Source organism: Candidatus Hydrogenedentota bacterium (genome assembly GCA_035450225.1).
GTDB lineage: Bacteria > Hydrogenedentota > Hydrogenedentia > Hydrogenedentales > SLHB01 > DSVR01.
Genome location: DAOTMJ010000032.1, coordinates 25022 through 51112 on the forward strand (window position 1 = coordinate 25022; position 26091 = coordinate 51112).

The 26091-nt window shown below is 60.4% G+C and carries 16 protein-coding genes and 1 pseudogene; 7 read left to right on the top strand and 10 right to left on the bottom strand.

Features of this window, described 5'->3' with window-relative positions; genetic code table 11:
- Nucleotides 1-297 precede the first annotated feature (297 nt).
- Genes smc through rny form a run of 3 tightly spaced genes read right to left on the bottom strand, consistent with a single transcriptional unit; the run spans nt 298 to nt 6308 of the window.
- Nucleotides 298-3858 carry a chromosome segregation protein SMC gene (gene smc / locus P5540_15010; GenBank protein HRT66125.1) on the bottom strand — a complete coding sequence of 1187 codons (3561 nt, stop codon included), beginning with the start codon at nt 3856-3858 and terminating at the stop codon, nt 298-300.
- Between the two features lie 30 nt (nt 3859-3888).
- Nucleotides 3889-4698 (bottom strand): TIGR00282 family metallophosphoesterase, encoded by an 810-nt coding sequence (locus tag P5540_15015; protein ID HRT66126.1) that lies wholly within the window; start codon nt 4696-4698, stop codon nt 3889-3891.
- Between the two features lie 44 nt (nt 4699-4742).
- Nucleotides 4743-6308, bottom strand: coding sequence for a ribonuclease Y (rny, locus tag P5540_15020; protein ID HRT66127.1), 1566 nt, complete (start codon nt 6306-6308; stop codon nt 4743-4745).
- A 420-nt stretch (nt 6309-6728) separates the two neighbouring features.
- Here rny and P5540_15025 point away from each other — a divergent pair, with 420 nt between their 5' ends.
- The 5 genes from P5540_15025 to P5540_15045 all read left to right on the top strand — a co-directional run bounded on the left by P5540_15025 (nt 6729) and on the right by P5540_15045 (nt 14005).
- Complete coding sequence (locus P5540_15025; GenBank protein ID HRT66128.1) at nt 6729-8318, top strand: cobalamin-dependent protein; 1590 nt, start codon at nt 6729-6731, stop codon at nt 8316-8318.
- Nucleotides 8315-12607, top strand: a complete 4293-nt coding sequence (locus P5540_15030; GenBank protein ID HRT66129.1) for a tetratricopeptide repeat protein — start codon at nt 8315-8317, stop codon at nt 12605-12607. The genes P5540_15025 and P5540_15030 overlap by 4 nt, the downstream gene beginning before the upstream one ends.
- A gap of 110 nt (nt 12608-12717) precedes the next feature.
- Complete coding sequence (locus P5540_15035) at nt 12718-12915, top strand: DUF6485 family protein (GenBank protein ID HRT66130.1); 198 nt, start codon at nt 12718-12720, stop codon at nt 12913-12915.
- A gap of 43 nt (nt 12916-12958) precedes the next feature.
- The gene (locus P5540_15040; GenBank protein HRT66131.1) at nt 12959-13132 is read left to right on the top strand and encodes a hypothetical protein; all 174 of its coding nucleotides are present in this window, start codon (nt 12959-12961) and stop codon (nt 13130-13132) included.
- A 27-nt stretch (nt 13133-13159) separates the two neighbouring features.
- Entirely contained in the window at nt 13160-14005 is an 846-nt protein-coding gene (locus P5540_15045; GenBank protein ID HRT66132.1) for an SDR family oxidoreductase, read from the top strand.
- A 31-nt stretch (nt 14006-14036) separates the two neighbouring features.
- On the opposite strand, the gene P5540_15050 is transcribed toward P5540_15045, so the two are convergent.
- On the bottom strand, nt 14037-18005 hold the full coding sequence (locus tag P5540_15050) for a protein kinase (protein HRT66133.1): 3969 nt from the start codon (nt 18003-18005) through the stop codon (nt 14037-14039).
- A 504-nt stretch (nt 18006-18509) separates the two neighbouring features.
- Here P5540_15050 and P5540_15055 point away from each other — a divergent pair.
- Both P5540_15055 and P5540_15060 read left to right on the top strand, forming a co-directional pair.
- Complete coding sequence (locus P5540_15055) at nt 18510-20141, top strand: hypothetical protein (protein HRT66134.1); 1632 nt, start codon at nt 18510-18512, stop codon at nt 20139-20141.
- A 148-nt stretch (nt 20142-20289) separates the two neighbouring features.
- A complete protein-coding gene (locus P5540_15060) occupies nt 20290-20838 on the top strand; it encodes a lipocalin family protein (GenBank protein ID HRT66135.1) in 549 nt (182 codons plus the stop codon).
- A gap of 6 nt (nt 20839-20844) precedes the next feature.
- On the opposite strand, the gene P5540_15065 is transcribed toward P5540_15060, so the two are convergent.
- The 6 genes and pseudogenes from P5540_15065 to hisS all read right to left on the bottom strand — a co-directional run bounded on the left by P5540_15065 (nt 20845) and on the right by hisS (nt 26045).
- The gene (locus P5540_15065) at nt 20845-21267 is read right to left on the bottom strand and encodes a DUF2177 family protein (GenBank protein HRT66136.1); all 423 of its coding nucleotides are present in this window, start codon (nt 21265-21267) and stop codon (nt 20845-20847) included.
- Complete coding sequence (locus tag P5540_15070; protein HRT66137.1) at nt 21264-21905, bottom strand: heme-binding protein; 642 nt, start codon at nt 21903-21905, stop codon at nt 21264-21266. The genes P5540_15065 and P5540_15070 overlap by 4 nt, the downstream gene beginning before the upstream one ends.
- A pseudogene (locus P5540_15075) lies at nt 21902-22473 on the bottom strand (glutathione peroxidase). Before P5540_15075 ends, P5540_15070 begins: the two are co-directional and overlap by 4 nt.
- A 102-nt stretch (nt 22474-22575) precedes the next feature.
- Nucleotides 22576-23550, bottom strand: coding sequence for an aldo/keto reductase family protein (locus P5540_15080; protein ID HRT66138.1), 975 nt, complete (start codon nt 23548-23550; stop codon nt 22576-22578).
- A 14-nt stretch (nt 23551-23564) separates the two neighbouring features.
- Complete coding sequence (locus P5540_15085; protein ID HRT66139.1) at nt 23565-24491, bottom strand: response regulator; 927 nt, start codon at nt 24489-24491, stop codon at nt 23565-23567.
- Between the two features lie 69 nt (nt 24492-24560).
- Nucleotides 24561-26045: a histidine--tRNA ligase gene (gene hisS, locus P5540_15090; protein ID HRT66140.1), complete on the bottom strand. Its 1485-nt coding sequence runs from the start codon at nt 26043-26045 to the stop codon at nt 24561-24563.
- Nucleotides 26046-26091: the final 46 nt, after the last annotated feature.

Consider the following 26091-nt stretch of genomic DNA (forward strand, 5'->3'; position numbering starts at 1 on the left):
AGAGCTCGTTGCCTGATCCGACATGAAATGGCCCGGAAATGCCGATCTTCGTGGAAATTCTCATCCTTGTGTCTCAAGAACTCGGTACTCTCAAGAAACTCCGGCTTCTATAAAAAACAACCAGAAAGTTTTAGGCAATTTGAGCAACGCTTTCTTATGACTCTGTTTCGTTGCCATACGCGATCTCCGCTGGACTCCGTATGTCGGTTCATAGCCTTGGGCCAGGTTTACGCTGCGAGCGCGCGCCGTCTACCCGCATGTCACGGTAGAATCAACCATGGCGCCCCCCCGGAATGGCTATTCGAATTTGACGGAAACGATTTGCGAGACGCCGCGTTCCTGCATGGTGACGCCGTAGAGGATGTTGGCGCGGGTCATGGTCTGTTTGCTGTGGGTGATGATGATGAACTGGCTTTCGGCGGTGAATTCCTGGACCATGTCGAGGAAACGGCCGATGTTGGCATCGTCGAGGGGGGCGTCCACTTCGTCGAGGACGCAGAAGGGGCTTGGCTTGGCGCGGAAAATGCTGAACAAGAGGGCGATGGCGGTCATGGCCGCCTCGCCGCCGGAGAGCAGGGAGATGCTTTGCGGTTTCTTGCCGGGGGGCCGGGCTTCGATCTCGATGCCGCTTTCCAGGGGGTCGTTTTCGTCCACGAGGTAGATGCGGGCTTGGCCGCCGTTGAACAGGCGGCGGAAATAGTTGCGAAATGAGTCGGCGACATTGTTGAAGGTTTCAAGGAACATGTCGCGGATGGTCGTGTCAATCCGTTCGACGACGCCGAGCAGGGCTTCGCGGGCCTTCCTCAGATCTTCTTCCTGGGCGACGAGGAAGTTGTGGCGTTGCTCGAGCGCGGCGTATTCCTCGATGGCCATCAGGTTGACCTGGCCCATGCGTTCAAGTTTTTCGCGGGCATCGGCGATAAGTTTCTCGCGGGTTTCGTCGTCGTACTCGTCTTTGCCGACGGTTTCGGCGTTCAAGGAGGACAGCGCGACATGGTATTCGGCCAGGATGCGCTCCTCGAGGAATCCGGCCTGATCCTCGTCGTGGCGAAGGGCCATTTCGAGACGATGAACCTCGGACTGGGACGATCGCTCGCGATCGTGCATTTCACGCAGGGATTTAGCCAGCGCCTCGTTTTCGTTGCGCAGCGTCTCGTATTCGTTGCGCGCCTCGACGACCTTTTTGCGCGCTTCGTCGGCGTCTTCCGACAAGGCCCGGGCGCGTTGGAGATGGCGTTCGATTTCGGATTCGAGCGAAGCCTGGTTTTGTTTGAGTTGTTGCGTTTGTTCGAGTCGGCGTTCGGCATTGCGGACCGCTTCTTCGTACTCCTGCTGTTCGCGCCGACGGTTGCGGTCGGCCTCGTCGAGCCGCTGCGACAATTCCGCGAACCGCACGCGCAGATCGCCCATCTCGCCCGTGCGTTCCGCAAGGGCTTGCCGGGCGCGCGCGGCGACATCCTGCGCTTCCGCGAGGGCTTGTTGGATCGCGGCGTCGTCCTGGTCCATCGAATCGGCGCGCGCCAAAGCCTGGTTTCGCTGCTCTTCGAGGCGTCCGCGTTCGGATTCCAGCGCCGCGCGCTGTGCATCGAGTTGCTGGACGGATTGCTGAAGCCCATCGAGTTCCGCCGCGTGCCGCGCGATAATCACTCCGGCTTCGTTTAGTTCGTTGCGCAGGGCGATCTCGCGCGACTCGAATTCCTTGATTTTCCGGGCAAGGTCGTTGATTTCGACGGCCAGCGCCTGGGTCCGCTTGATCAGTTTTGCTAGGTTCGCGTCCGCGGTTTTCACATGGTCTTCCAGTTCGGCGATTTCGGCGCTGCGTCCCAGGAGGCCGCGGCCCTCGTTCTGGGTGCGGCCGCCGGTCACGGCGCCGGCCTGCGACACGACTTCGCCTTCGAGGGTGACGAGGCGCGGGTAGCGTTTGCCGGAACGCGCAATGCGAATCGCGTCGTCCATGGTTTCGACGATAACCGTGTTGTGCATGAGGTATTCGACGGCTTGGCGGATGTGGGCGTCGTACTGGACGAACCGGATGGCGGGTCCGATGACGCCGGGCATGCCGTTGATGGCCCCGGCATCGTCCTGCGGGTTAGGCCGGATGATGTCGAGCGGAAGGAACGTGACGCGGCCCGCCTGGTGTTTTTTCAGGAATTCGATGGCGTCTTTCGCGGCCACGGCCTCCTCGACGACGATGTTGTTGATATTGCCGCCGAGGGCCGCCTCGATGGCGCGCTCGAATTTCTTTTCGGTCGCCAGAAGGTCGCCCACGGGTCCGATGACGCCGTTGGCTTCAGGCATGTTTCGCTGCTTGGCCATCATGATGGCCCGCACGCCGACGGCGAAGCCCTCGTAACTGTCGCGGAGTTCGCGCAGTGAATGGAGCCGCGCTTCCTGACGGCCCTTGCTCTCGCGCAGGTTCTGCCATTCGTCGTTGAGTTTGCGCACATCCTGTGACATGGCCGCATGCCGTTCGGCGGCTTCGCGGCGTTCGTGGACCACAGCCGTGAGCGCGGCCTGTTTTTCGGATTCGAGACGGCGCGCGTCCTCGAGGCGTTCGACAACACCCTTCCGGTGGTCGTGATGGGCCTGATGCCGTTCAGCTATCGCCTCGAGTTGGCTGTCAATGCGGCGAATGCCGGCGGAAAGTGTTTCCAGTTCGGTTTGGGCCTTTGCACGCGTGTTCACCGCCTCCATCGCCCGCGCGCGTTCGGTTTCCTGGCGCGATTCGGCCTCGGAAACGCGTACCGCCGCCGCATCGTATTCGGCCTGTTTTTCGGCGATGGCCTTCTGGCAGGCTTCTAGCTCACCGGTGATCGTCTCGACGGATTTTTCCGAATGCCGGATTTTCGCCTGGATTTCGTCGGCTCTCCGGCGGAATTCGTCGCGCTCGTTCAGTGCCTGCTCGTGCTGTTCCTCGATGAATTTGATTTGTTGACGGAGCAGCGCAATCTGGCGTTCGATCTTTTCCATTTCGGCGTCGAGTTGCTGGACACTTTCCTGTCGCGCGGCCATCACGCGTTCGACTTCGATCATTCGGAGCGAGAGTTCCTCGTTGCGCGTGCCGGCGTCCGCGTTTTCCGCCATCACCCGCGCGTATGTTTCGGCGGCGGCGGCGTACTGTTCGCGCAGGCGCATCAATTCCTGCTGCAGGTGCGCGTATTTGATCCAGAACGCGCGTACTTCGAGCGCCTTGAGCAAGTCAGTCAATTCACGGTATCGGACCGCGGCGTTGACCTGCCGCTTGAGCGATCGCATCTGCCGTTCAACCTCGGCGATGATGTCGTTGAGCCGGAGCAGGTTCTGTTCGGCGGCGTCGAGTTTGCGCATGGCGACGCGCTTGCGGGACTTGTACTTGATGATGCCGGCGGCTTCCTCGAACAGGAACCGGCGATCCTCCGGCTTTGAACTGAGCACAAGGTCAATTTTGCCCTGTCCGATAAGGGAGTAGGCGTTTGTTCCAATACCGGTGTCCATAAACAATTCCTGGACATCGCGCAGGCGGCAGGGGCTCTTGTTGAGCAAGTATTCGCTTTCGCCGGTGCGGTAAAGGCGGCGCGTGACCTGTACTTCCGAGTAATCAATCGGCAGGCGGTTGTCGGTATTGTCGAAGGTAATCGAAACCTCGGCCATGCCGAGGGCGGTCCGGTTTTCGCTGCCGTTGAAGATAACGTCCTGCATTTGGACGCCGCGCAGGCTCTTGGCGCTCTGTTCGCCCAATGCCCAACGCAACGCGTCGAGGATGTTGCTCTTGCCGCAGCCGTTCGGTCCGACGATGCACGTGATACCCGGTTCGAGCCGGACGTGGGTCCGGTCGGCAAAGGATTTGAATCCGAACAGATCTATCTGCTTGAAATACATGCCCACATGTCCCACAAACCGGGCCTGGCGTCAGTCGTCGTCATCGTCGCCCGAATCAAGGTTGTCGTCCTGACGGGCAATTCGCTCAATGCCGCGCGCCCGGCCCGTCGCCTCGTCCACGTCCACCACGACCCCGCAAAGCCGTGCGGGCCCCTTGGCCACTTTGAACTCCGACGGCATGCCGGTCAGAAACTTGCCGATGGCCCGATCGCGCTCGATGCCGATCACCGAGTCCACCGGGCCCGTCATGCCCGCATCCGTAATATACGCCGTGCCGCCCGGCAAAATTCGCTCGTCCGCGGTTTGAACATGCGTGTGGGTGCCGAGCACCGCGCTGCAATGGCCGTCGAGATGCCAGCCCAGCGCCACTTTTTCCGACGTGGCCTCGGCATGAAAATCCACAATGATGACCGGTGTGTGCTCGCGCAATCGGTCCAATGCCTCACGGGCAGCCGTAAAGGGACACGCAAACGCGTCCATGAACACACGGCCAATCACACTGGCCACCGCCACCGGAACGCCGCCCACATCCAGCAGAAACGACCCCTGACCCGGCACGCCCGGCGGGTAGTTCAGCGGACGCGCCACATTGGCATACCGGTTCAGGACCCCGGCCAGTTCCTTCTTGCGCCACGTATGGTTTCCGAGCGTCATGCCCTGCACGCCCGACCGGATCAAATCGTCCATGACCGGCCCTGTCGCGCCCAAGCCGCCTGCGGCGTTTTCGGCGTTGCCCAGCACAAGGTCCAACCCCAATTCGTTGCGCAGACCCGGCAAGAGACGGCCCACACATTGCCGTCCCCGGCGTCCGACGATATCTCCGATGAACAAAATCTTCATGCATGCCTTTTGGGACGTAAAAATCCGTTTGTCAACGATACCGGTTATTTTGCTGTTTCCACCGCGCGGGTTTCTCGGACCACCGTCACCTTGATTTGGCCGGGATAAACCATTTCCGCTTCCACCTTGCGGGCGACATCGCGCGCCAATTGCATCGCCTCGGCATCGCCGACCTTGTCGGGATACACCACCACACGCACTTCGCGGCCCGCCTGAATCGCATAGGATTTCTCGACGCCTGCAAAACCGTCCGCGATTGCCTCGAGTTGTTCCAGTCGCTTGATATAGGTTTCGACCGTCTCGCGCCGCGCGCCGGGACGCGCCGCGGACAGGGCATCGGCGGCCTGCACCAACACGGCAATGATGTCTTCCTGCGGCATTTCGCCGTGATGGGCGCCGATCGCATTTACAATCATTGCATTTTCGCCGTGCCGTTTTGCAATGTCGTGGCCGATGACGGCGTGCGACCCCTCAACCTCGTGGTTGATGGCCTTACCGATATCGTGAATCAGGCCGGCCCGCTTGGCCATCTGGACATTGACGCCCAGTTCCGCGGCCATGATGCCGGCCAGATGGCAAACTTCCTTCGAGTGCTTCAAGACGTTCTGCCCGTAGGACGTGCGGTAGTGGAGACGCCCGATAAGCTTGACGATTTCCGGATGCAAACCGTGGACGTCCACCTCGAGACAGGTCTGTTCACCCATTTCCTTGATGGATTTTTGGATTTCGTCGGTGACTTTTACGACCATTTCCTCGATGCGCGCGGGATGGATCCGCCCGTCTTGAATCAGGCGTTCGAGCGTAATGCGCGCCACTTCGCGCCGCACCGGGTCGAATCCGGAGAGGACCACCGCTTCGGGTGTGTCGTCAATGATGACATTGATGCCCGTGGCGCTTTCCAGCGCGCGGATATTGCGTCCCTCGCGCCCGATAATCCGGCCTTTCATTTCCTCGCTGGGCAGCGGAATGACCGAAACGGTCGTTTCGGCGACGTGATCCGCGGAACAGCGCTGAATCGCCTCCCCGATGATCCATCGCGCCTTTTTCTCGGAATTTTCGATCAATTCGTCCTCGACGCGCTTCAGGCGCATTGCGGCATCGCGCTTGACTTCGGTTTCGAGTTGCGCATAGATCGCCTTGCGCGCCTGATCAGCCGTCATCCCGGAAATTTCTTCCAGTTTCTTCGTCTGCTCGGCGATGATGGACTCGATTCGGGCGCCTTCCCTGCCGAGGGCCTTTTCCCGTTCGGCCAGTTCACGCTCCTTGTTGTTGAGTTCGCCTGCCTTGCGGTCCAGGGCGTCAACGCGCTTGTCCACCGTTTCTTCTTTGGCGAGGATGCGTTTTTCGAGGGCGACGAGTTCCTTGCGCATTTCGCGCGCCTCGCGCTCGGCTTGTTCGCGCAGTTCAACGGCCTGCGCCTTGATGCTGGTTTTGGCTTCTTTGGTGATGGCGGCGGCTTCACGCTCGGCATTGGACACCAATTGAGCGGCTTCCCGGCGCGCTTTCCCCACGAGGCCGTTTCCAACCACGCGCGCGCCGATTATCGCCGAAAGTACACCGAGGACAACGCCGCCGACCGCGGCCCCTGTCAGCAGGATCCACAGCGACATGCTCTAAACCTCCATTCATTCAACAGACTGCAAACAACCCTGCCGCGTGAATGGTGGCTCCCGGAAAAACGGTGTCGAATTATCCCTCGCAGGCCGGCACAACCTCTTGAGCGATAAGCCTTTGTATGCTGCGGACTATCGCGACCGCGATGTATAGCGAAACGCCTGAACGGCGATGGCAAGCCATCGAAACCGACTCCTTGAGCCACCCACGCAATCATGGGCACATTGGTTGACAACAAACGCATTATAAGGAGATGGGCGCCCGAAGTCAATGAAATTGTTGACAGGGATTGGGAAGGTGTGCGGGGGGATAAAACAACGCGGATCAGGCGCGCGCGCCGGGTTCTATTTGTTGGAGACCTCCGACTTCAGGCACAATGGTCCTGTTGGCCGTAAAAAAAGGAAATTGGCGCCGGGATGAGCGTTCTTCTGATATCGCCGCAACCCAATCTGGACATATTGGGTTTGAAGGGACTGCATCTCCTCTTGCTGGATCGGGGATATGACTCGACGCTGCTCTATCTGCCGCGTTTGATGGAAGAAGACGATTGGCAGGCCCGGCTGGCGGGGTTTGTAAAGGAACGGGATCCGCGTTTTATCGGCATTAGCCTGATGGCGTACGATTTCGATGCCGCCCGGGCGATTACGGACGCGATCAAAAAGAGCCATCCGGCGATGCCGATCGTTTGGGGCGGCATTCATCCGACGACTTCGCCCGAGGCTTGCGTCGAATACGCGGATTATGCCTGCGTCGGCGAGGCGGAGCAGACGATGCTCGACATGGCCCAAGCGGCCAGGGAGGGCCGATCGTTCGACGACATCAACAACCTGTGCTTCAAGCGCGGGGGCGTGTTCAACCGCAATCCGTTGTATCCGCTTGTCGAGGATCTCGACACGCTGCCTATAGGACGCCAAATCCCCCAAAACGCCTATGTGCTGGCCCGTGGACGCATCGCGCCGCTGGACAAAGATCATCTGAGACGTTACCGGCGCTATCGCGGCGCCTTGTACAAACTGCTTACCTCGCGGGGGTGTCCCCACAATTGCACCTATTGCTGCAATCATTTCCTGCGGCAACTGTACGGGCGCTGGCCGGTGCGCCATCGCAGCGTCGAACACGTCATGGCGGAACTGGAGGCGGCCGTCGTCGAGGGACCACCGGTCGAGTACATTGACATCAGCGACGACTGTTTTCTGGCCAACGACGCCGATCGGCTGGCGTTGTTTTGCGAACAATATAAAAAACGGATCGGCAAGCCGTTTATCGTCAAAGGCACGGCCCGCTATTTCACCCGGGAAAAAATGGATCTGCTCGCGGACGCGGGGCTTGGATGGGTCAACATGGGCCTGCAGAGTGGCAGTCAACGGATTTGCCATGAGATTTACGATCATCGCATTACTTCAGAGGAGTTTCTGGAGGCAGCGCGCCTGATCGGCCGTTATCCGGTTGCCGCCTATTACGATCTGCTGGTAGACAATCCCTACGAGGCGCTGGACGACTACCTGCAAACCACCGACGTGCTCACACGCATCCCCAAACCCTATTTTACGCCGATCTTTTCGCTGATCCTGTTCGAGGGAACGAATCTCCGGGAGAGGGCGTTGCGCGAGATTCCGGATCAGGTCGAGGACCCTCGAGGCCGGGATTATCTGGTCCGCACGCGAAATCCGGCCCTTGCGCTGCTTGAGATGGCCTCCCTGCTGCCGGGCGGCATGATGCGCCGAATGGCACGGGCCTATGGCGCCAACCCGGCTTCGCGGCGGATTCGTATCATGATGATGGCCGCATCGGTGGTGTGCCGGATTGTCCTTGCGCCCATCGCCAACCTGCGCGTGATCCACCGTTCGCAACACGGATCCGTATGGGGAACCCTTCGTGTGCTTCCGATCTTTTTTGATCACGCGATCTGGCATTATCTTTATTATTTCAGTCCGTTCAAGCGCCGCACCCGGCTGGATGTTCAAGGCATGCGAAGCGAACGCGGGGCCGCCAAGAGGACAGGATGACCGAAACCGGACCCACAACTGACGCCAAAATTCGAATTGACCCGGCCACGATAACCCTTGTACTGCTTTTGCTCCTGGGCGCCGGGATGCGCCTTTTCTATCTCGGTGAAGTAGTGTCTGCTCCCGACTTCACCTTTCCGTTGAACGATCCCGCCTTCAAGGATTACTGGGCACGGGCCATGCTCAGCGGCGACTGGACGCCGCCGGAGGGGCACAGCGGCGCGTTCATTCCCGGCTATCCTTACCCGAATCCGCCGGGCTACTCCGTTTTTCTGGCGGCCGTTTATTGGGCGACGAACGGCAGTTATCTCGCCGTCCGCGTGGTGCAGATGGCGCTGGGGCTGGGTTCGGCGCTCTTGCTGTATTTCCTTGGCCGGGCGTTATGGAACCGTTGGGCGGGGGTAGTTGCGGCCGGCCTGATGACGACGTATTGGGCTTTCATTTACTACGAAGGCGAGATCAACCAGCCTCCGCTTTATATCTTCCTCTATTTGCTGGCCTTTTTGTTGTGTTTCCGCTGGAACCGCGATCCACGGTTCCGCAACGCCCTGCCCGTTGGCATCGTGCTTGGATGCGCTTCGCTCGTGCGCCCGGAGACCATGGCGACGTTGCCCCTTTTCGCGTTGTGGGGGGCATGGACGGCATGGCGTCGCGGCATGGTGCGTTCCGGACTTGTTTGGTGCGCTGTCGTTCTGGGCGGGGCCGGGGCCGTCATTTCACCTGTAACGATTCGGAATTATCTTGTGTCGGGCGCCTTCGTGCCTATTTCCTACACGGGCGAGTTGAACCTGTATATGGGCAACAGCCCCGGTTACGACGGCTATTCGCCGGCAACCCCCGACATTCGCCGGATGGTTCCCACGGGCACGTGGGGTCCGCTGGATTTGCGCGCCGCCGCCGAAAGCCTGGGTAAGGATCTGGGAACGGATATCGCAACCTACGCGCAATGGAAAGCCCATTTCGCGTCCAAAACGTGGGCAAATATCAAAAGCGATCCCACGATTCCATTCCGGATGGCCTTCAAGCGGGCATTGCTCACGCTGGGACCTCGCGAAGTGGATGAAAACAAGGTCATTGCCTGCGAAAAACAACGGTCGCACCTCCTTCGCCATTTGCCCGGCTTCCCGTGGCCGCTCGGATTGTTTGTGCTGGGCATGGCCTTGTACGGAACACGGGCATGGAGGCCGGGCGGAAAGGGCGACCGACCCGAACCAACCGCCGCTTCACGCGAGACGGCGGCGCTGATCCTCGTCTGGCAATTGGCCTATTTCGGCGTGTTTTTACCGTTGATCGCGGGTTCCCGTTACCGTATTCCCCTGATTCCGATCATGTTCCTGTTCGGTGGATATGGCGTGTATGCCGTGGCCAATCTCTTTGCCGTAAAACGATACCGGGCGGCGGGAGCGATCATCGCCGCCACACTGGGGCTCATGCTGCTGCTGCGTATTCCGATCATTGACGTCAAACCGGACCTTTCGCGCTGGCACGACGAACGGCGGTTCGCCTACACGAAGACGGGGCGCATCGAAGACGGCATACGGGATTTCAACGAATGGATTGCACGACATCCGGACGATGCCTTCGCCCATTACAATCTGGGCGTGATGCTCTCGGATCGCGGGCGGACCGAGGACGCGCTGGCCCATTTTCGGCGGGCGCTCGAACTGAATCCCCAGTACGATACGGTCCATTACAATCTCGGCCTTGTCCTGGCGCGGCTCGGGCATACGGACGACGCACTGGCCGAGTATGAAACCGCGCTGCGGCTGATGCCGGAAACCGCGGACATCCGGTTCAATTACGGGCATGCGCTGGCGGAAAAAGGGCGCCACGACGAGGCCCTTGCGGCATACCGGCGCGCAATAGAAATGGATCCGAAGCATGTCAACGCATGGAACAGTCTCGGACATGAACTCGCGCAACAAGGCCACGTGGACGAGGCGCTCGAATGTTTCGGCGAGGCCGCGGCCATCGAACCGGACAATGCGCGGGCGCATTTCAATCTGGGCTATTACCTCGCGGCGCGAAACCGGACGGACGAGGCCATCGCGCATTTCCGGACGGCGTTGTCCGGCAATCCAGACGACGCCGACACGCATTTCAACCTGGGTCTGGCGCTGGCGAAGGCCGGCAACGCCGAAGCCGCCGCGGAACACTTCGGGGAAACGCTGCGCCTTGCGCCGGATTATCGCGCGGCCTATCCCAATCTGGCCGTTGCGCTGGCGCGGCTTGGGAAGACCGACGAAGCGCTCGCGGCCTGCGCCCGAACAGAGGAAACGCTCTCACCGGACGATGTTCACGCCCGGTTCAATCTTGCGACAGCCTACGCCCTGCTCGGACGGACCGAAGAAGCATCGGAGCAGTTTCGCGAAGTCCTGGGGCGCGAACCCAAACACGCCGACGCGCTCAACGGCCTTGGCCACGAATGGGTCGTCCAAGGAAAGCGCGAAGAAGGGATCGCCTGCTTCCGCCGCGCGCTCGAAATAGAGCCGGACCATCCCGGCGCGCTGTTCAATTTGGGGTTCGAATCGGCGCGGGAGGGAAAACTGGACGACGGCGCGGCCTGTTTCGACCGCCTGCTTCGCCTGCAGCCGGACAACGCCGATGTGCATTTCAATTTTGCGCTGATTCTTGAAAAACAGGGCAAGGACGACGACGCGCTGCGGCATTTGACGGAAGCCGTCCGTCTTGATCCCCGGCACGCGAACGCGCAATGCGCGCTCGGTTTCGCGATGCAGCGCCGGCAAAAACCGGACGAGGCCGCCCGGTGTTTCGCGGAGGCATTGCGTTTGGATCCCGCAAACGAACGCGCGCATTTCGGTCTCGGCCTGGCGTTGCAGATGCAGGGAAGGCAGGCCGAAGCCATCGAGGCCTTTTCCGAAGCGTTGCGCCTCAAGCCGGATTACGAAAACGTCCATTACAATCTCGGCATTGCGTTGCTGGAAGAAAAGCGATACGACGAGGCGGCCGCGCATTTCGAGGCGGCGTTGCGCGCGCAGCCGGACGACGCCAACACGCGCCTCAATTACGGCATCGCGCTGGCCGCGCTGAATCGCGTGGACGAGGCCGTCGCGCAATATGAGGAGGCCTTGCGCCTAAGACCGGATTACCCCGACGCCCTGAACAATCTCGGTTATGAGCGGTTTCGCAAAGGGGATGCCGACGCGGCGCTGGCGCTGTTTGATCGCGTGCTGGCGTCCGAACCGGACAACGTGACGGCGCTGTTCAACAAGGGATACCTGCTGGTCAAGCAGGATCGGGTGGACGAGGGCATCGCGCTGTTCCGCGAGGTGTTGCGGTTGAATCCGAACGACGCGAACGCGCGCTTCAACCTGGCGCTGGCTCTGGGCGGGCAAGGCCATAAGGACGAGGCCATCGCGGAGTATCGCAGGACGGTCGAGGACGATCCGAAACTGGCCGCCGCCCATCACAATCTCGCGGACCTGCTTGCGGAACGCGGGGAGGCGGACGAAGCCATCGCGCATTACGAGGCGGCCATGGCGGCGGACGCGGCGAATCCGAACACCCCGAAGAATCTCGCGTTTCTGTTGCGCAAGAAAGGCGACATCAACCGCGCGGCGGATTGTTTCGGCAAGGCGCTGGCCTTGAATCCCGACGACAAGGACGCGCATGCGGGCATGGCGGACGCACTGGCGGCGCGCAACGACCTAGACGGCGCGCGCAAGCATTACGAGGAATGGTTACGGCTCGATCCGCAAAACGGGAACGCCTTTCGGAGTTTCGGATTCCTGCTGGCCCGCCAGAAAAAGTACGACGAAGCCATTGGGCGGTTTTCCGCCGCATTGGACCTGAATCCGGACGACGCCGAATCGCATTGCGGGATCGCGGACGCCTTGGCCGCGCGCGGCAGAACCCAAGAAGCCCAGGAGCATTATGAAACGGCCCTTCGTCTCAAGCCCGATTACGCCTTGGCGCACAACAACTACGCCGATCTACTTTTACGGTTCGGCAAACGGGCCGAGGCGCGCGCGGAATATGAACGCGCGCTGGCGCTCGATCCCACGAATCCCAACACGCAGGCCAATCTGGGCACATTGTTGGCCAAGGACGGCCAAAATGACGCGGCCCAACCCTATCTCGAAGAGGCCGTCCGCCTCGAACCCAAACATACGGGAGCGCATTTCCTGCTGGCCGGCATCCTGTTGAAAAAAGGCATGGCGGAAGAGGCCATAACCCATTACCAACGGGTTCTGCTTGTTCAACCGGATTGGAAAGAGGCGCGCGAGGGATTGGATGCGGCGATTCGCATGCGCGACAAGAAGCAATGAACCGTAGGAACAAGCCGCTTGCCGCGCATTTCCGTCACATGCTTGTTTCGTGGTAAATTGGCGTATTATCGTTGCGCAAGAAGACCAGAAAAAAAGAAGGAGTCTACATCATGCCGGATTGTGCGAATCACTCAAAGAACCTCGACCGCTGCACCTGCACCTACATGTCTTGCGGCAACCGCGGGATATGCTGCGATTGCCTGCACAGCCATCTGGCCAAGCGCCAGTTGCCTGCTTGCTGTTTCCCGCCGGAAGTCGAAAAAACCTACGACCGGTCGTTCGAGGCGTTCATCCGCGCCTGGAGTTGACCATCGCGCAAGGGTCTAAACAATTCGGCGGGGAGGGTTGAAAATGCTCGAAGGCATGGACATCGTTGTGCTTTCCTGCAACGACTGGAGCACCGCCCGCAGCACCCCGCAGCATTTGGCCCAACTCATGGCGGAAAACAACCGGGTTTTGTTCGTGAACCTTCCGCATTTCTCCCTGCATTTCATGCGGGGAAGGCGCTTTGCGTGTATAAGATGATCTTGGGCTAACAGGAAAGGTGAAACATTGCGAAAGGTTGCTTTCATCACGGGGGCCACGCGCGGGATAGGCAAGGCGTGCGCGTTGCGCCTGGCGCGCGAAGGATGGGACATTGTCGTGGCGGCGCGATCCGTGGAGGAAGATCCGCGCCTGCCGGGCACCATCCACACGGCGGCGAACGAAATCCGCGCATACGGCACGGATGTGCTGGCCGTGCCATGCAATGTGCGCGACACCGAACAGATCCAACGGGCCGCGGGCGCGACGCTCGACCGGTTCGGGCGCGTGGACGCGGTCATCAACAACGCCGGCGCCCTCTGGTGGCGGACGATGGATCAAACGCCCATGAGCCGCTACGATCTCGTCATGGGCGTCAACGCGCGCGGGACCTATGCCGTGACGGAAGCGTTCCTGCCCGCCATGAAGAAGCAGCGCGGCGGGCACGTCATCGCCATGTCGCCGCCGATAGATTTGGGCATGGTCCCCGGCCAGATCGCCTATATGCTCAGCAAGTTCGGCATGACCCTGATCGCGCTGGGTGTCGCGGAGGAAATGCGCGAATACAACATCCGCGGGACGGCGCTCTGGCCGAAAACCATCATCGAATCCTACGCCACGATCAACTTCGGCATGGGCGGGCGGGAGCTCTGGCGCAAGGCGGATATCGTAGCCGATGCCGTCTGGGAAATACTCCAACATCCGGAACTATCGAACGGGCGCGCGCTGATTGACGAGGATTTCCTTCGCGAAGTGGGCTACACCGATTTCGAACGATACGCCTGTGTGGAGGGAAAGGATCCGCTCCCGCTGTCCGCCGATGTCATGGCCGCCGCCCGCGCAATCATGGCCGCGCGGGAACAATCCGCGCCGTGACGCGAAGTGAAGGATCGTTGACGCGCTCAGCCTATTTTCGCTTGTATTGTTCGATGCGATCCTGGAGTTTGTCTTCCGGGTTTCCGGGATACTGCGCGATGTCCCATGGAAAACAGCGGAGCACTTGCGGGGCCAACGCCACCGGCATGGTCAAGGTGGCGGCTTGAAGGCTGTCGGGACTGAACGCTATCGCGCCGGGCGACGCGCCCTCGCCCTTCTGGTGCAACGCGGCATTTTGAAGCGTCAGGATTTCGCGGCCGGTATCCCGTTCCCATAATTTGAACGTTCCGTCGGCGCTGGCCGTGGCGATGCGCTGTCCGTTGGGCGTAAAGGCGACCGACGCGACTTCGCTGGCGTGGCCGCTGAGCGTGAGCAACTCGTTGCCGGATTCGGCCTCCCACACCTTGGCGAGCTTGTCCGCGCCGGCTGTCGCGAAGACGCGTCCATCGGGCGCATACGCGATGTAGGCGACATGCCCCTTGTGCGCCTTGATTGCGCGAATCGGCCGTCCGTCCGCGGCGCTCCAAAAGTGCAGATGCCCCTCGTAGCTATCGCCCGCAAGCACATCGCTGCTGCCGATGAGCGATTGACCATCCGGCGAAAACGCGAGCGTCACGCCGAAGGCCGCTTCGGTCTTCACGCGGAAACGCTCTTTCATAGCCGCATCGTACACGGTCACATCGCCTTGGCTCGTGCCCGCGCAAAAGAGGGAGCCGTCATCACTGAACGCAAAACCGAGGGCCTCGGGCACGGACAGGCGTTCCTCGCCCGTAGCCATGTCCCAGACTTGCAACACGTTTCCGGCGCGCACGGCCAGCCGCGCGCCCAGAGGATCGAATCGCAACTGCATGACCTTCTGCCCCTTCGCCTCAAGCGCATGCAGCGCCTTGCCCGACGCCGTGTCCCAAACTCGGATCAGGTCGAAATGACGGCCGTCGGCTGTCTCGCCCGCGGCCGTCGCGAGGCGCGCGCCGTCCGGCGATACGGCCAACTGGTAAATTTTCGCCGCGTGACCGGCAAAGTGCATGATTTCGCGGCCGGTTTGGGCGTCCCACAGGATGGCCTCGTTTCCGACCGCGCCGGCGAGTTGGCCCTTGGCCGCGCAGTAGGCGGCCGCCGTCATGTCGTAGAGTCTGCGATCGGCGCCGATGTCCCAAATTTTCGTCGTACCGTCGTAACTGGTGGTGGCAAGGCGTTCACCGGAATCGGCAATCGAGAGATCCATAATCGCGCCGTTGTGTCCGCGCAGCGTCTCGAGTTCCCTGCCATTCGCGGCGTCCCACGTTTTGGCGGTGCGATCGGAACTCGCCGTAACCACACAGCCGCCGTCCGTGGTAAAGGCAAGCGCCCCGATGAAATCGAGGTGTGCGTTCACGGCAAAACGCTCCTTCCCGGACGGCGTCTCCCACACTTTGAGTTCACCCGTCTGGTTGCCCGCCGCAAGCAGTCCCCCGTCGGGACTGAACGCCACCGCGCGCGGGCTGCCCACCGTTGTTTTGAGCGCATGAATCTGCGCCCATTTCGCGGCATCCCAGACCAGCAGGCCGCCGTTGGTGCCGATGGCCACCCATGCGCCGTTCGGGCTGAACGTCATGGATTTCACCATCAGCGGCGCGGGGAGTTGGGCGGTTTGAATCGTTTCACCCTTGGCGGTGTCCCATATTTCAATCTGCCCGGCCATGCCTTCGTCGGTCATGTCGGCGGACGATACGAGCAACTGGGCGCCCGACGGGGTGAAGGCCAGCAGCGCGAGACTTGCGCGGACCGGCTTGACCGTGAAGGCCTCCTTCTTGGCGGTCAAATCCCACACGCGCACGAGGCCGTCCTGATTGAGCGCGGCGCCCCATCGGCCGTCGGTGCTGATTGCCACGGCCCGGCGCGGATTTTCGCCGTCCGAACGGGGATCGTCGAAAGAAAAAAGTTCCTCGCCCGTCGCGGCATCCCAAACGGCCACGCGTCCCTCGATGCCGGCAATCAACCGGCGCGGCTCGACGGCGCTCACAGCTATGTCCATCTGGTAGCCGCCCTTGTCGGCCAGAACTTTGACCGTTTGGCCGGTATCCAGCCGCGAAAGCACGAGATGGCCGTCCACCGAACAGGTGGCGATGGCGTCGTTCGACGTAAAACGCACGAATTGCCCGCCTTGCGCGAGCGTCATGCGATCCGCGTTGCAGAGGTATTCAAGACGGCCCCATTCCCAGTTGCGATGCACATCCGGACAGTTGGCCAGAAGCGCCCGCGCCTGGTCCATACGCCTTTCCTGAATGCAGCGTTCCGAGAGCGATATGTTGGCAAAGTACAATTCGCGCTCGGCCGCTTCGCGCGCAATCTGTTCCTTGCCGCGGGCCTCTTCCGCCGCCTTTTTTTCTGTTTCGGCGCGCTGCCAGTTGATCTCGGCGCGTTGCCGCTCCAATTCGGCGCGATCCCTTTCGCGCACCACGCGAATGTACGAAAAAACGCCCAGCGCCACCAGCGCCACAAGGCCCGCCGCCGCGGTGGACAAAAAGGTCTTGTGCTTCTTGACGAAACGCATGAGATGTTCCGAAAAACGGTAGGTATGCGCCCGCACCAGTCCGCCCGAAAGATAATTTTCGATTTCGTCGGCGAGTTCTTTCGCGGTCTGATAGCGGTCTTCGGGGTTCCGCTGCATGGCCCGCTCGCAAATCGCGGCCAGTTCGGGCGGCACGTCCTTCTGAATTTGGCGAATGGGCACGGGCGGGGTATTCACGACTTTTTTGAGGAATTCGTTGGCCGACAGGCCCAGATACGGGAGACGGCCGCTCAATATCGTGTACAACACCGCGCCCAGCGAATAAATGTCCGATCGCTGATCGATTTTATCCACGCGCCCCTGGGCCTGTTCCGGCGCCATGAAATACGGCGATCCCATCGCCTGTCCATAGACCGTTTTGGTCAGCGAGGCGGTGTCGCCGGATTGAAGGGCGGTCGAGGCCATGGCGATGTCTTTCGCGTGGATGTCCTCTTTGCCGAGGACTTTCGCAATGCCCCAGTCAATCACGACCGTCTCGCCGAATTCGCCGACCATCACGTTGAGCGGCTTGATATCGCGGTGAATCACGTTTCGGCTGTGGGCGTAGGCAATGGCCTGGCAGAGATCGAGAAAGCGCGTGAGCAGGTTCAGGCGATCCGACAGGGTGCGCGTCTCGTTGAGCACGTCCTGCAACGTGCGGCCCCGGACGTATTTCATCGTGTAATACAACGAGCCGTCGTCGCGGTAGCCCAATTCGTACACGGGCACAATCGCCGGGTGTTCGAGTTGGCTCGTGATGCGCGCTTCCTGCATGAACCGCGCCACCACGGGAACGGTCAGCATGTCCACCGTGCGCGTGCCGGGCCGCGTGCCAACCCCTTCAAGGTGTTCGGGCAACAATTCCTTCAGGATGATGTCGCGGTTCAGGTGCAGGTCATGCACGAGGAACAACTTGCCCATACCGCCCGCCGCGAAGGTGCGAATGGACTTGTAGCGGCCGGGATGTTCCTTGACGGCGGGAACGTCCGTGGCTGTTGCGCGCGACGCGGGACCCACCGTCAACGGCATCGGTTGAAGCGTGCCGCCGGCCAGCGGATCGTCGTCCGTGTCTTTTGCAATCGGCACCGTGTCGCGCTGGAATTGTTCCGACAGATCGATGGTGCTGGACGATCCTGTCGTGTCCGACGCCGGGGCGTGTGTCGAACCGATGTTGCAGGCGTCGTCCATCGGGATTGTCCCGCCGAACACGCGCGCAACGGCGGCCGGGCCGCCCAGACTCTTGATCGCCGCGCGAACATCGCCGCCCTGTTGCGCGATGATGGCTTCCATTTCCTTGCCGATTTGGTGCAAGTCGTCGCCGGAAAGGGCGCCCACATCCACGAGCAGACGGCCGAGATCGCGGTCGGGATTGCGGTACCACCGCCCGCCCGCGCTCGACAGAAGATTTTCCCCCGCCAAGTTTCGCTTTTCCAGCAAAAGCCCCAACAGGATATTGCGGTGCATGTCCATGAGTCCGGTTCTCCTCCACGGGTCCTGCCCAACCGGTCCGCCTGCAAACGATAAACCACCACGCCCCATTTTTACAGGATCCCGCCGCGATGTCAATCAAAGACGCACGGTTTAGTTATTGCTGTTTGGATGTATCTTGCGAGTACCGAATTATCGGGGCTTGTTTCAGTCTTAAATCACCCAAGGAAAGGCCTTTTCCGATAGAAGGGGTTATGGAATTGTATTGAAGCGCCAATCATGGGGCGCCAACAGGGCGTAAACAAGGGCGATTGTGTGGGACAGGCTGTCCAGCCTGTCCGTCCACGGACATGACGTGGCTTCGGAAAAGACAGACTGGACAGTCTGTCCTACGTTTAGCGCCCAAAGGACTCCCCGCGCGCGGTCGGAACAGGTGAATCCATGAAAGAACTCTGTACTCTCAAAGATGTATATGTGCGCAAGAAATGGAGATGGGTAGTTGTTTTGGAGATAATCGGACCTGAAAAAACGATTGGCGTGGGATCCATGGAACGACTGCTGCTTTTTTTGGGAATCGAAACAACTGCCGAAAACCGCGGACTAATCCGCTGCGGATGGGTTCTGGCGGCGGCGGCGGTTCTGCTGCGTCTGGCGTTCTGGGCCTATACGGGCCGCTTGTGGGAAGATGCGCTGATAACCGTTCTCCACTCGGAGAACGCGGTGGCCGGTTTCGGCCTCACCCACCACCATGTTGACGAACCGCCAATCCACGGATTCACCAGTCCGCTGAGCGTGCTGGTTCCCCTGATGGGCGATCTCGTGCACATGGGCTGGGGAATCCATTTCATCCGGCTTGTGTCGGCTTTCGCGGGCGGCTTGGCGGTGCTGTACGCGCTTGGCATCGCAATTCACCCGCGCATCACACTGCCCGCGCCGATGGCGATCCTGGTCATGGGCTACCTCGCCTTCGAGCACCACCAGATCCTTTACGGCATGGCCGGCATGGAAACGCAGATAACGACCTGCATCCTGCTGGCGTCGTTCTACTTCCTGATTGCGGAACGCCCCGCGGCGCTTGGCCTCAGCCTTGGCCTGTGCATGCTAGCCCGGCCGGATTTCGCGTTCTGGACCGTCATCGCGGGCGTTTACGGGCTTTTTCGCCTGAAAAAGCGGATGATCGCCGTCGTGGCGATTGCGGTAGGACTCTACCTGCCGTGGATTGTTTTCACGACGTGGTATTACGGATCGCCCATCCCGAACACGGTCCTGGCCAAGAACCTCGGCTATTACCTGTGGACACGCGATCCGAACCTGGACTGGTCCCTGGCATGGCATCACCTTCGGCTCCGCGTCACCGGCAATTACGGATATGAAACCGTATTCCAGCCCCTCGGACCCTGTTTCGGCGGACACGGCACGCATTTTCGCCCGCTGTTCGGCGATCGCGGCCTGATCTGCGGCGCCATGACCATGCTGGCCTGCGTTGGCGCGGCGGCGGCGCTATGGCGGCGCCAGTGGGCTTTTGCGCCGTTCATCGGATTCGCCGCGTGTTATGCGTGTTACTACATTTTTCTGGTGGCTGTTCCGTTTGGATGGTACTTGGTCCCCTTCTTGGCGTCCGTCGTTTGGCTGAGCGCGCGCGGCCTTCAGGCGGTTGCGGGACTGGCGCCCGGACCCCGCGCCCGGTTCGCGTTTTTGACCATCGCGGCGGCGCTTTACCTTGCCCCGTTTGTTGTCTACACGCCAAAAACATTTCTGGCCGAAAAACAAATTCAGGAACAGATCGAAAACAACGTGCGCAAGCCGATCGGCCTGTATTTGAACCGCGTGATGCAGCCCAACGAAACCGTCGCGTGCGAATGCCTCGGCTACGTTTCCTATTACTCTAGGCGGACGGTATACGACTGGCCGGGACTGGCCAGCCGCAAGGTGGTCGCTTTCAGCCGCGCCCACCCCGAAATCCGTTCCCTGATGGGCATGATTGCGACGCTGAAGCCGGATTATCTCGTGTTGCGACACCACGAATACGTGGGATCGCGGGATAATTGTTGTCCGTGGCTTGCGACCAAATACAAAATTGTCGCCGCTTTCGAAGCCCCTCGCGAAAAGATCCGCGATATCTTTTTGATCGATCAAAACATAGATCTTGGCTTCTATGTTTTGAAACGCACAGGGTGACGAACTTTTCAATGGCAAGAAAACCGCGCCCCTGTTCGCCGGACAAGATCCGATTGGGCGTGGCGACGCCTTGGAGGAATTATTGAGATCGTCCCTGTGTTTAGAGGACATGTTTTGGCGCAGCGTCCAGTACGAAGGAAGGAAAACGATGAAAAAAGCAAAGACCATGTTTGCAAGTATATTCGGGGCGATGTTGCTGGTTGTGACGCTGGCGGGATGCCCCTGTAATCCGCCGGAAACGGCGCCTTATGTCGAAGTCGAGCGATACATGGGCAAATGGTACGAAATCGCGAAATATCCCGTGCTGTTCGAACGCGGGCTCGTCGGCGTCACCGCCGAGTATTCGTTGCGCGACGATGGAACCGTGCGGGTAGTGAACAAAGGTTTCCGCGGCGATTTCAATGGCCGCGAAACGAGCATCGAAGGCAAGGCCGTTATCGCGGACCGAACAACGAACGCCAAACTCACCGTGTGGTTCGGCCCGATTCCGCTGGGTTTTCTTGAACCGAATTACTGGATTGTCGGACTGGGCGGCGATTACGACTATGCCGTTGTCTCGGACGGTTGCCGGGGAACCTTGTGGATTTTGAGCAGAACCCCCCGGATGGATCCCGCCAAATACAACATGATTGTATCTTGGCTGGAGGATAGCGGATTCGACACCAGCCGGCTGGAATTGATGCCGCAGCCGGAATGACCCGCCTCAGGTTCCATCAAAAAAACGCCGGTCCAACACGTAAAGCAACGTGGATGCCGCGCTGCAAAGCACAGCGCCCCATGCCATATCCACCCCCACGACCTTCAGCGGCCAACCCCGCAAAATGGCCATGTTGGTAAAATCGAATATTCCATACACGACGGCTCCAAACGCGGCGCCAACCATCATCGCGCCTGAAAAGTGATGAAAAGAGGCCAGCCGGGGAAGCACGAACCCAACAAGCCCGGCGGAAAGTAGCGCCCAGACAACCAAAGCGGCAGCCACGTTGATTTTGACGAGTCCATTCTCGAAACGGAGAAACGGCTGGAGATGCGCGCGAAAGAACGGGCCCAGCACGAAACTCAGCACAAGACCGTCGAGGATGGTCAAAAAAACGAATCCGGCCATCCATAGCGTCGCATATTTCATGGAATGGCCACCTGGATTTCGTTTCGGCGCATAAACGGCGGTGTCCACGGGGGATTGTATTGCGCCACGATCGGTTCCGATACTGGACGTATCCCGTCCCGTTCAAGCGCGGAAAGCAGCAACGCCATTTTCGCTTTGGATCTTTTCTCCGTGGCATAGCCGGAAAAACGCAATACGGCATACCGCATGGGCGGTGTCTCGCGCAATCGCACCGCCGGATTATTGGGACGGGGCAACGATTCCAGCGAATATTCTCTCGGCATAATGAAAGCGACCGTGAATGCGTTTCCCTTTTCCGCCTTTTCCTGCAACACGGGGGCCGTCATGGCGATCGGTTGGGATTTTTCCTGCAGGACCGGAGCGGTCATGGCCACCTCTTTCCGGGTGGTGTTGTTGCCGAAAATATAATCGGCAATCTGCCGGAAACCCGCGTAAAGCGTTTCGCGATATCCGCCCGGAATGGTGACCTCCGCGCGAATTTGTGGACCATAGTCCCGGATTTCATACAACGGCCCGGTTTTTATGATCGTGAACGCCGGTTCTTCGATGCCCTTATTGGACGCGTGGCCTACCGCAATCCACGCGCCCATCAATACAACGATCAGCGCAACAACAGCCAGGATAATCACGCGTTTCATTTCGTCTTTTCGAGTTCGCGCTCGATCGCGCGAACGACTTCCGGCGCGTCCGGCTTGGTGGTGGGGGCAAACCGGGCGACTACTTTGCCGTCGCGCCCGACCAGAAACTTTGTAAAGTTCCATTTGATGGCCCCGCCAAAGGGGCCGTTCTTTTCTTTCGAGGTCAAGTCCTTATAGAGAGGACTGATCGCCTTTCCACGGACGGAAACCTTTGAAAACATGTAAACGTTACATGGTATTTCAGCGAGCAAAACGATTTGATTTCCGCGTTGGTTCCGGGTTCCTGGCGCAGGAAGTCGTTTGAGGGAAAGCCAAGTATGGCAAACCCTTTGTCCTTGTATTTCTCGTGGAGGGATTCGAGCGCCGCATACTGGGGGGTGAAGCCGCATTTGGACGCCACGTTCACGATCAGCACAACCTTGCCCAGATACCTCGACAGGTCTACATCGTTGTTGTCAATGTCCTTTACCGTGTGGGAAAGGGGACTCGCGCCCGTTTCGCCCGAAGAGGCGCATCCACACAGGGTCAACAATCCCAGAATTCCGGCTGTCCGCGACGACCACGACATAGGCGCCTCCTTTCGGCAAGGGTTCATTTTCCGGTCTTTCACCGATCAAGGCCGGATCCGCGTCTTTTATTGAGATTCAACACCCGCCCGCGTCCCGTTATTTCAGATTTGCGGCGCTGTTTCCGGCACGGGATAGAGCGCATCGAGTTTGGCCATGACGTCGTCCGGAATATGCAGTTCCGCCGCGCGCAGATTTTGATCGAGTTGCGCCACGTTTGAGGCGCCCAGGATTACGCTGCTGACATGCCGGTTGCGCAGGCACCATGCCAAGGCCAGTTCCGCCGCGCTCGCTCCCAGTGCCCGGGCCAATGCCGCCAGTTCCTGGCCTTTGCGCATATTCTCGTCCGTCCAATACATCTTCCGGATGACGGCGTTCTGGCGATCGTCGGCGGCGCGCGATCCGGCGGGCGGCGGTTCTCCGGGGCGGTATTTGCCGGTCAACATGCCGTGCGCCAGAGGCGAGAAGACGACATTTCCGATTCCCTCCGCGGCCGTCGTCGGGAAAAGCAGCGATTCGGGATAGCGATACAACAGGCTGTAACGCGGCTGGCTGGCGGCGATGGGCCGCGCGCCGAGATTCCGGGCAACGGCGTTGGCGCGCACGATGAGCGGGGCCGGCCATTCGCTCACGCCCCAATAAAGGATCTTGCCGGCGCGCGCCAAATCCTCCATGGCGCGGACCGTCTCCTCGAGCGGCGTGTCCGGATCGGGGCGATGGCACAGGTATACGTCCACATAATCAAAACCGAGACGGCGCAGGCTCGCATCGCACTGTTCGCGGATATGCTTGGCGGAAAGGCCCTTGTCGTTCGGCCCCGTTCCCATCGGCGCCCAAACCTTGGTGAGCACGACCACATCGGATCGGGGAACTTCCGCCAGATAACGCCCCAGCGCCTTTTCGGCTTCCCCCTTGTTGTAGGCGTTCGCGGTGTCGAAATAGTTGATGCCGCGTTCGTAGGCGCGCAGCACCAATGCGCGCGAAGTCGCTTCGTCGCAGGTGTACCCAACGGTAAGATAGGTGCCGAAACCGAGTGCGCTGACCCGTACGCCCCATGGCCCCAACGAACGGTATTCCATAAGCCAGGCCCTTGTTACATTCGACGGTTGGCATGAATGCCCGAAACGCCCGACGCCAGCGCCTTGTTGCGGAGTTGCGTCAGCGTGTCAAACAATCCCTGCGACGAAACGCGATCCCGGCGGCGCTGTCCCGTGATGCAGACCAGCACGTCGATCAGCGAGGCGCATTGCCCAAAGGGACCCGCCGCAACGGCGTCGCGATAGGTTTTTTCCTGGCCAAGATTCGCGTACAGGGTTCCCACGTTTTCCCGCCACGCCTTCACGACTCCCTCGCAATACGCGTCGGCCTGCGCCGGATGCAAGAGGCAGATGAAATAGCCGCCGCCCATATGCCCCACAAGGCACGACTCTTCCGGCGCTTGGCGGGCCAGCGCCTTGAGAATGCGCGCCAGATGGCGGATGGCGTCAACGCGCGATTGTTTGCCGCATTGATAGGCAAACTCCCGAAGCCGCATGAGTTCCACGGATGCCGTGGTAAATTCCTCCTGGCAACTGATCCGGCGCTGCAATTCGCGTTTGATTGTGCCCGCCGCGGGGAGTGACGTCATTTCGTCCAGCGACTTGATGTCTGCGTTTGCGCGAAGCAACATTTCGACCCGTTGGGCCAAGTTTTGCATGTCGAACGGCTTGCCGATGTAATCGTCCGCGCCCTGTGCAAGCCCGTGCCGGATTTCTTCTTCGCCGGACATGGCGGAGAGGATGAGAATCGGCAGCGCATACAGTTCCGGATCGCTTCGCAGTTGCCGGCAGATCTGAAATCCCGAAGCGCCGCCCGGCATCATCACGTCCAAAATCATCAAGTCGATTGGATGGGCACGAGCCAGCGCCAGCGCATCTTCCCCCTTGGACGCAACGGTGCATTCGTGCCCTTGCGCCTGCAGATTGGCCCCGATGAACTGTGCCGTCCGGATATCGTCGTCCACAATGAGTATTCGAGCCACGCCGCACTACTCCCTTGACGCGGTCCCGGCGCCATGCCTCCGGTGGCGCGGCGGGATTCCGCGTTTGCTTTACCGGCGAAGAATACCAGAGCAGCGCCCCGATTCCAAGCCTTCGGCAACAAGACTCTTCACCGTTTCGACCAGTTCCCCGCGCGGGATTGTCCGCTGTGCGGTTTTCCCGGCTTGGCGGTAGGTTTCGTGATCGGCAATATCCGCGCGTTGCTGCTTGCCTGCCATGAGGTCTTTTACGGAAACCTTGCCTTGGGCGAGTTCGTCTTCGCCGAGGATGACGGCCACGGGGATTCCGAAACGGTCGGCGTGTGAGAGCTGGGCCTTGAGGGATCGTTTTGTTCCGAAATAGACCTCCGCGCAAATGCCGTTTCCGCGAAGTTCCGCGGCCACGCGCATCGCCTCCGCAACCGGCACGTTGCCCAGCGTCATCACCAGCGCCTGGACAATCGTCTTGTGCGGAGACGTCACGCCCAAATGCCGCAGCGCGGCCATGAGCCGGTCCAGTCCGACGGACATGCCCGTGCAGGGGATCGGCTCGTCGAGAAAACGCGCGACGAGCTGGTTGTAGCGTCCGCCGCCCATGACGGATCCGAATTCCGGCGCGTTGGGCAGGATCGTCTCGAACACGGGGCCGGTGTAATAGTCGAGGCCGCGCGCGAGACTCGGCGCAAAGACGGCGTGTTTTTCGTCCACGCCGAGCGCGTCCAGGCTCGACGCGAGTTCGTCCATTTCGGCCATGGCCGTGTCGGTCTGTTCGCCGGGCGGCAGCGCGGCGCGCATGGCTTCGACGATGCCATGGCGCGTATCCGCCTTGATTGCAAGAAACGCCAACAGACCGTCAATCGTTTCCTTGTCCAATTTGACGCCGGGGATCGGATCGCCGGATTCGTCAATGCGTCCTTCGCCGAGTTCGAGCCGGACGTTTTCGATGCCGACCTTCGCCAGTTTGTCAATCACGCGCAGGACGTGTTTGTGGCGTGCGGGACAGCGGACGTTGTGTCCGTACAAAAGCGCGTCAACGACCTTGCGGTTGTTGACAAGGACCACAAAATCCCCGACGCCGACGGCCCGCATGACTTCCGCCATGATCGCGATAATCTCGGCGTCCACCGCGACGGATTCCGATCCAGCCGCGTCAATGTCGAACTGCGTGAATTGCCGGAACCGCCCCGGGCCGGGTTTGTCCGCGCGCCAGACGGAACCGCAGGCATACCGCCGGAACGGCGTCTTGAGTTTGTCCGGGTATTGGGCCAGCAGGCGCGCAAACGGCACCGTCATGTCGAATCGCAGGGCAATCGGCTCGCCTTCGGGGCTTTCCAGCCGGAACAGTTCCTTGTTGGTTTCCTCGCCCCCCGCGCCCAGCAGGGTTTCCAGGTGTTCCAAGGCGGGCGTTTCTATGGGCAAGAAGCCAAATTTTTCGAAGACTTCCTCGATGGCGCGCACCACTTTCTTGCGCGGGATCATGTCTTCCGGCAGGAGATCCTGGCAGCCCTTGACGGTGCGCGGCTCGACTTTCGGGGCTTTTCGTTCAACGTCTCCCATGTATTCTCCTTGTATTTGACGATACGTTCCGCATCGGGTCGTGCCA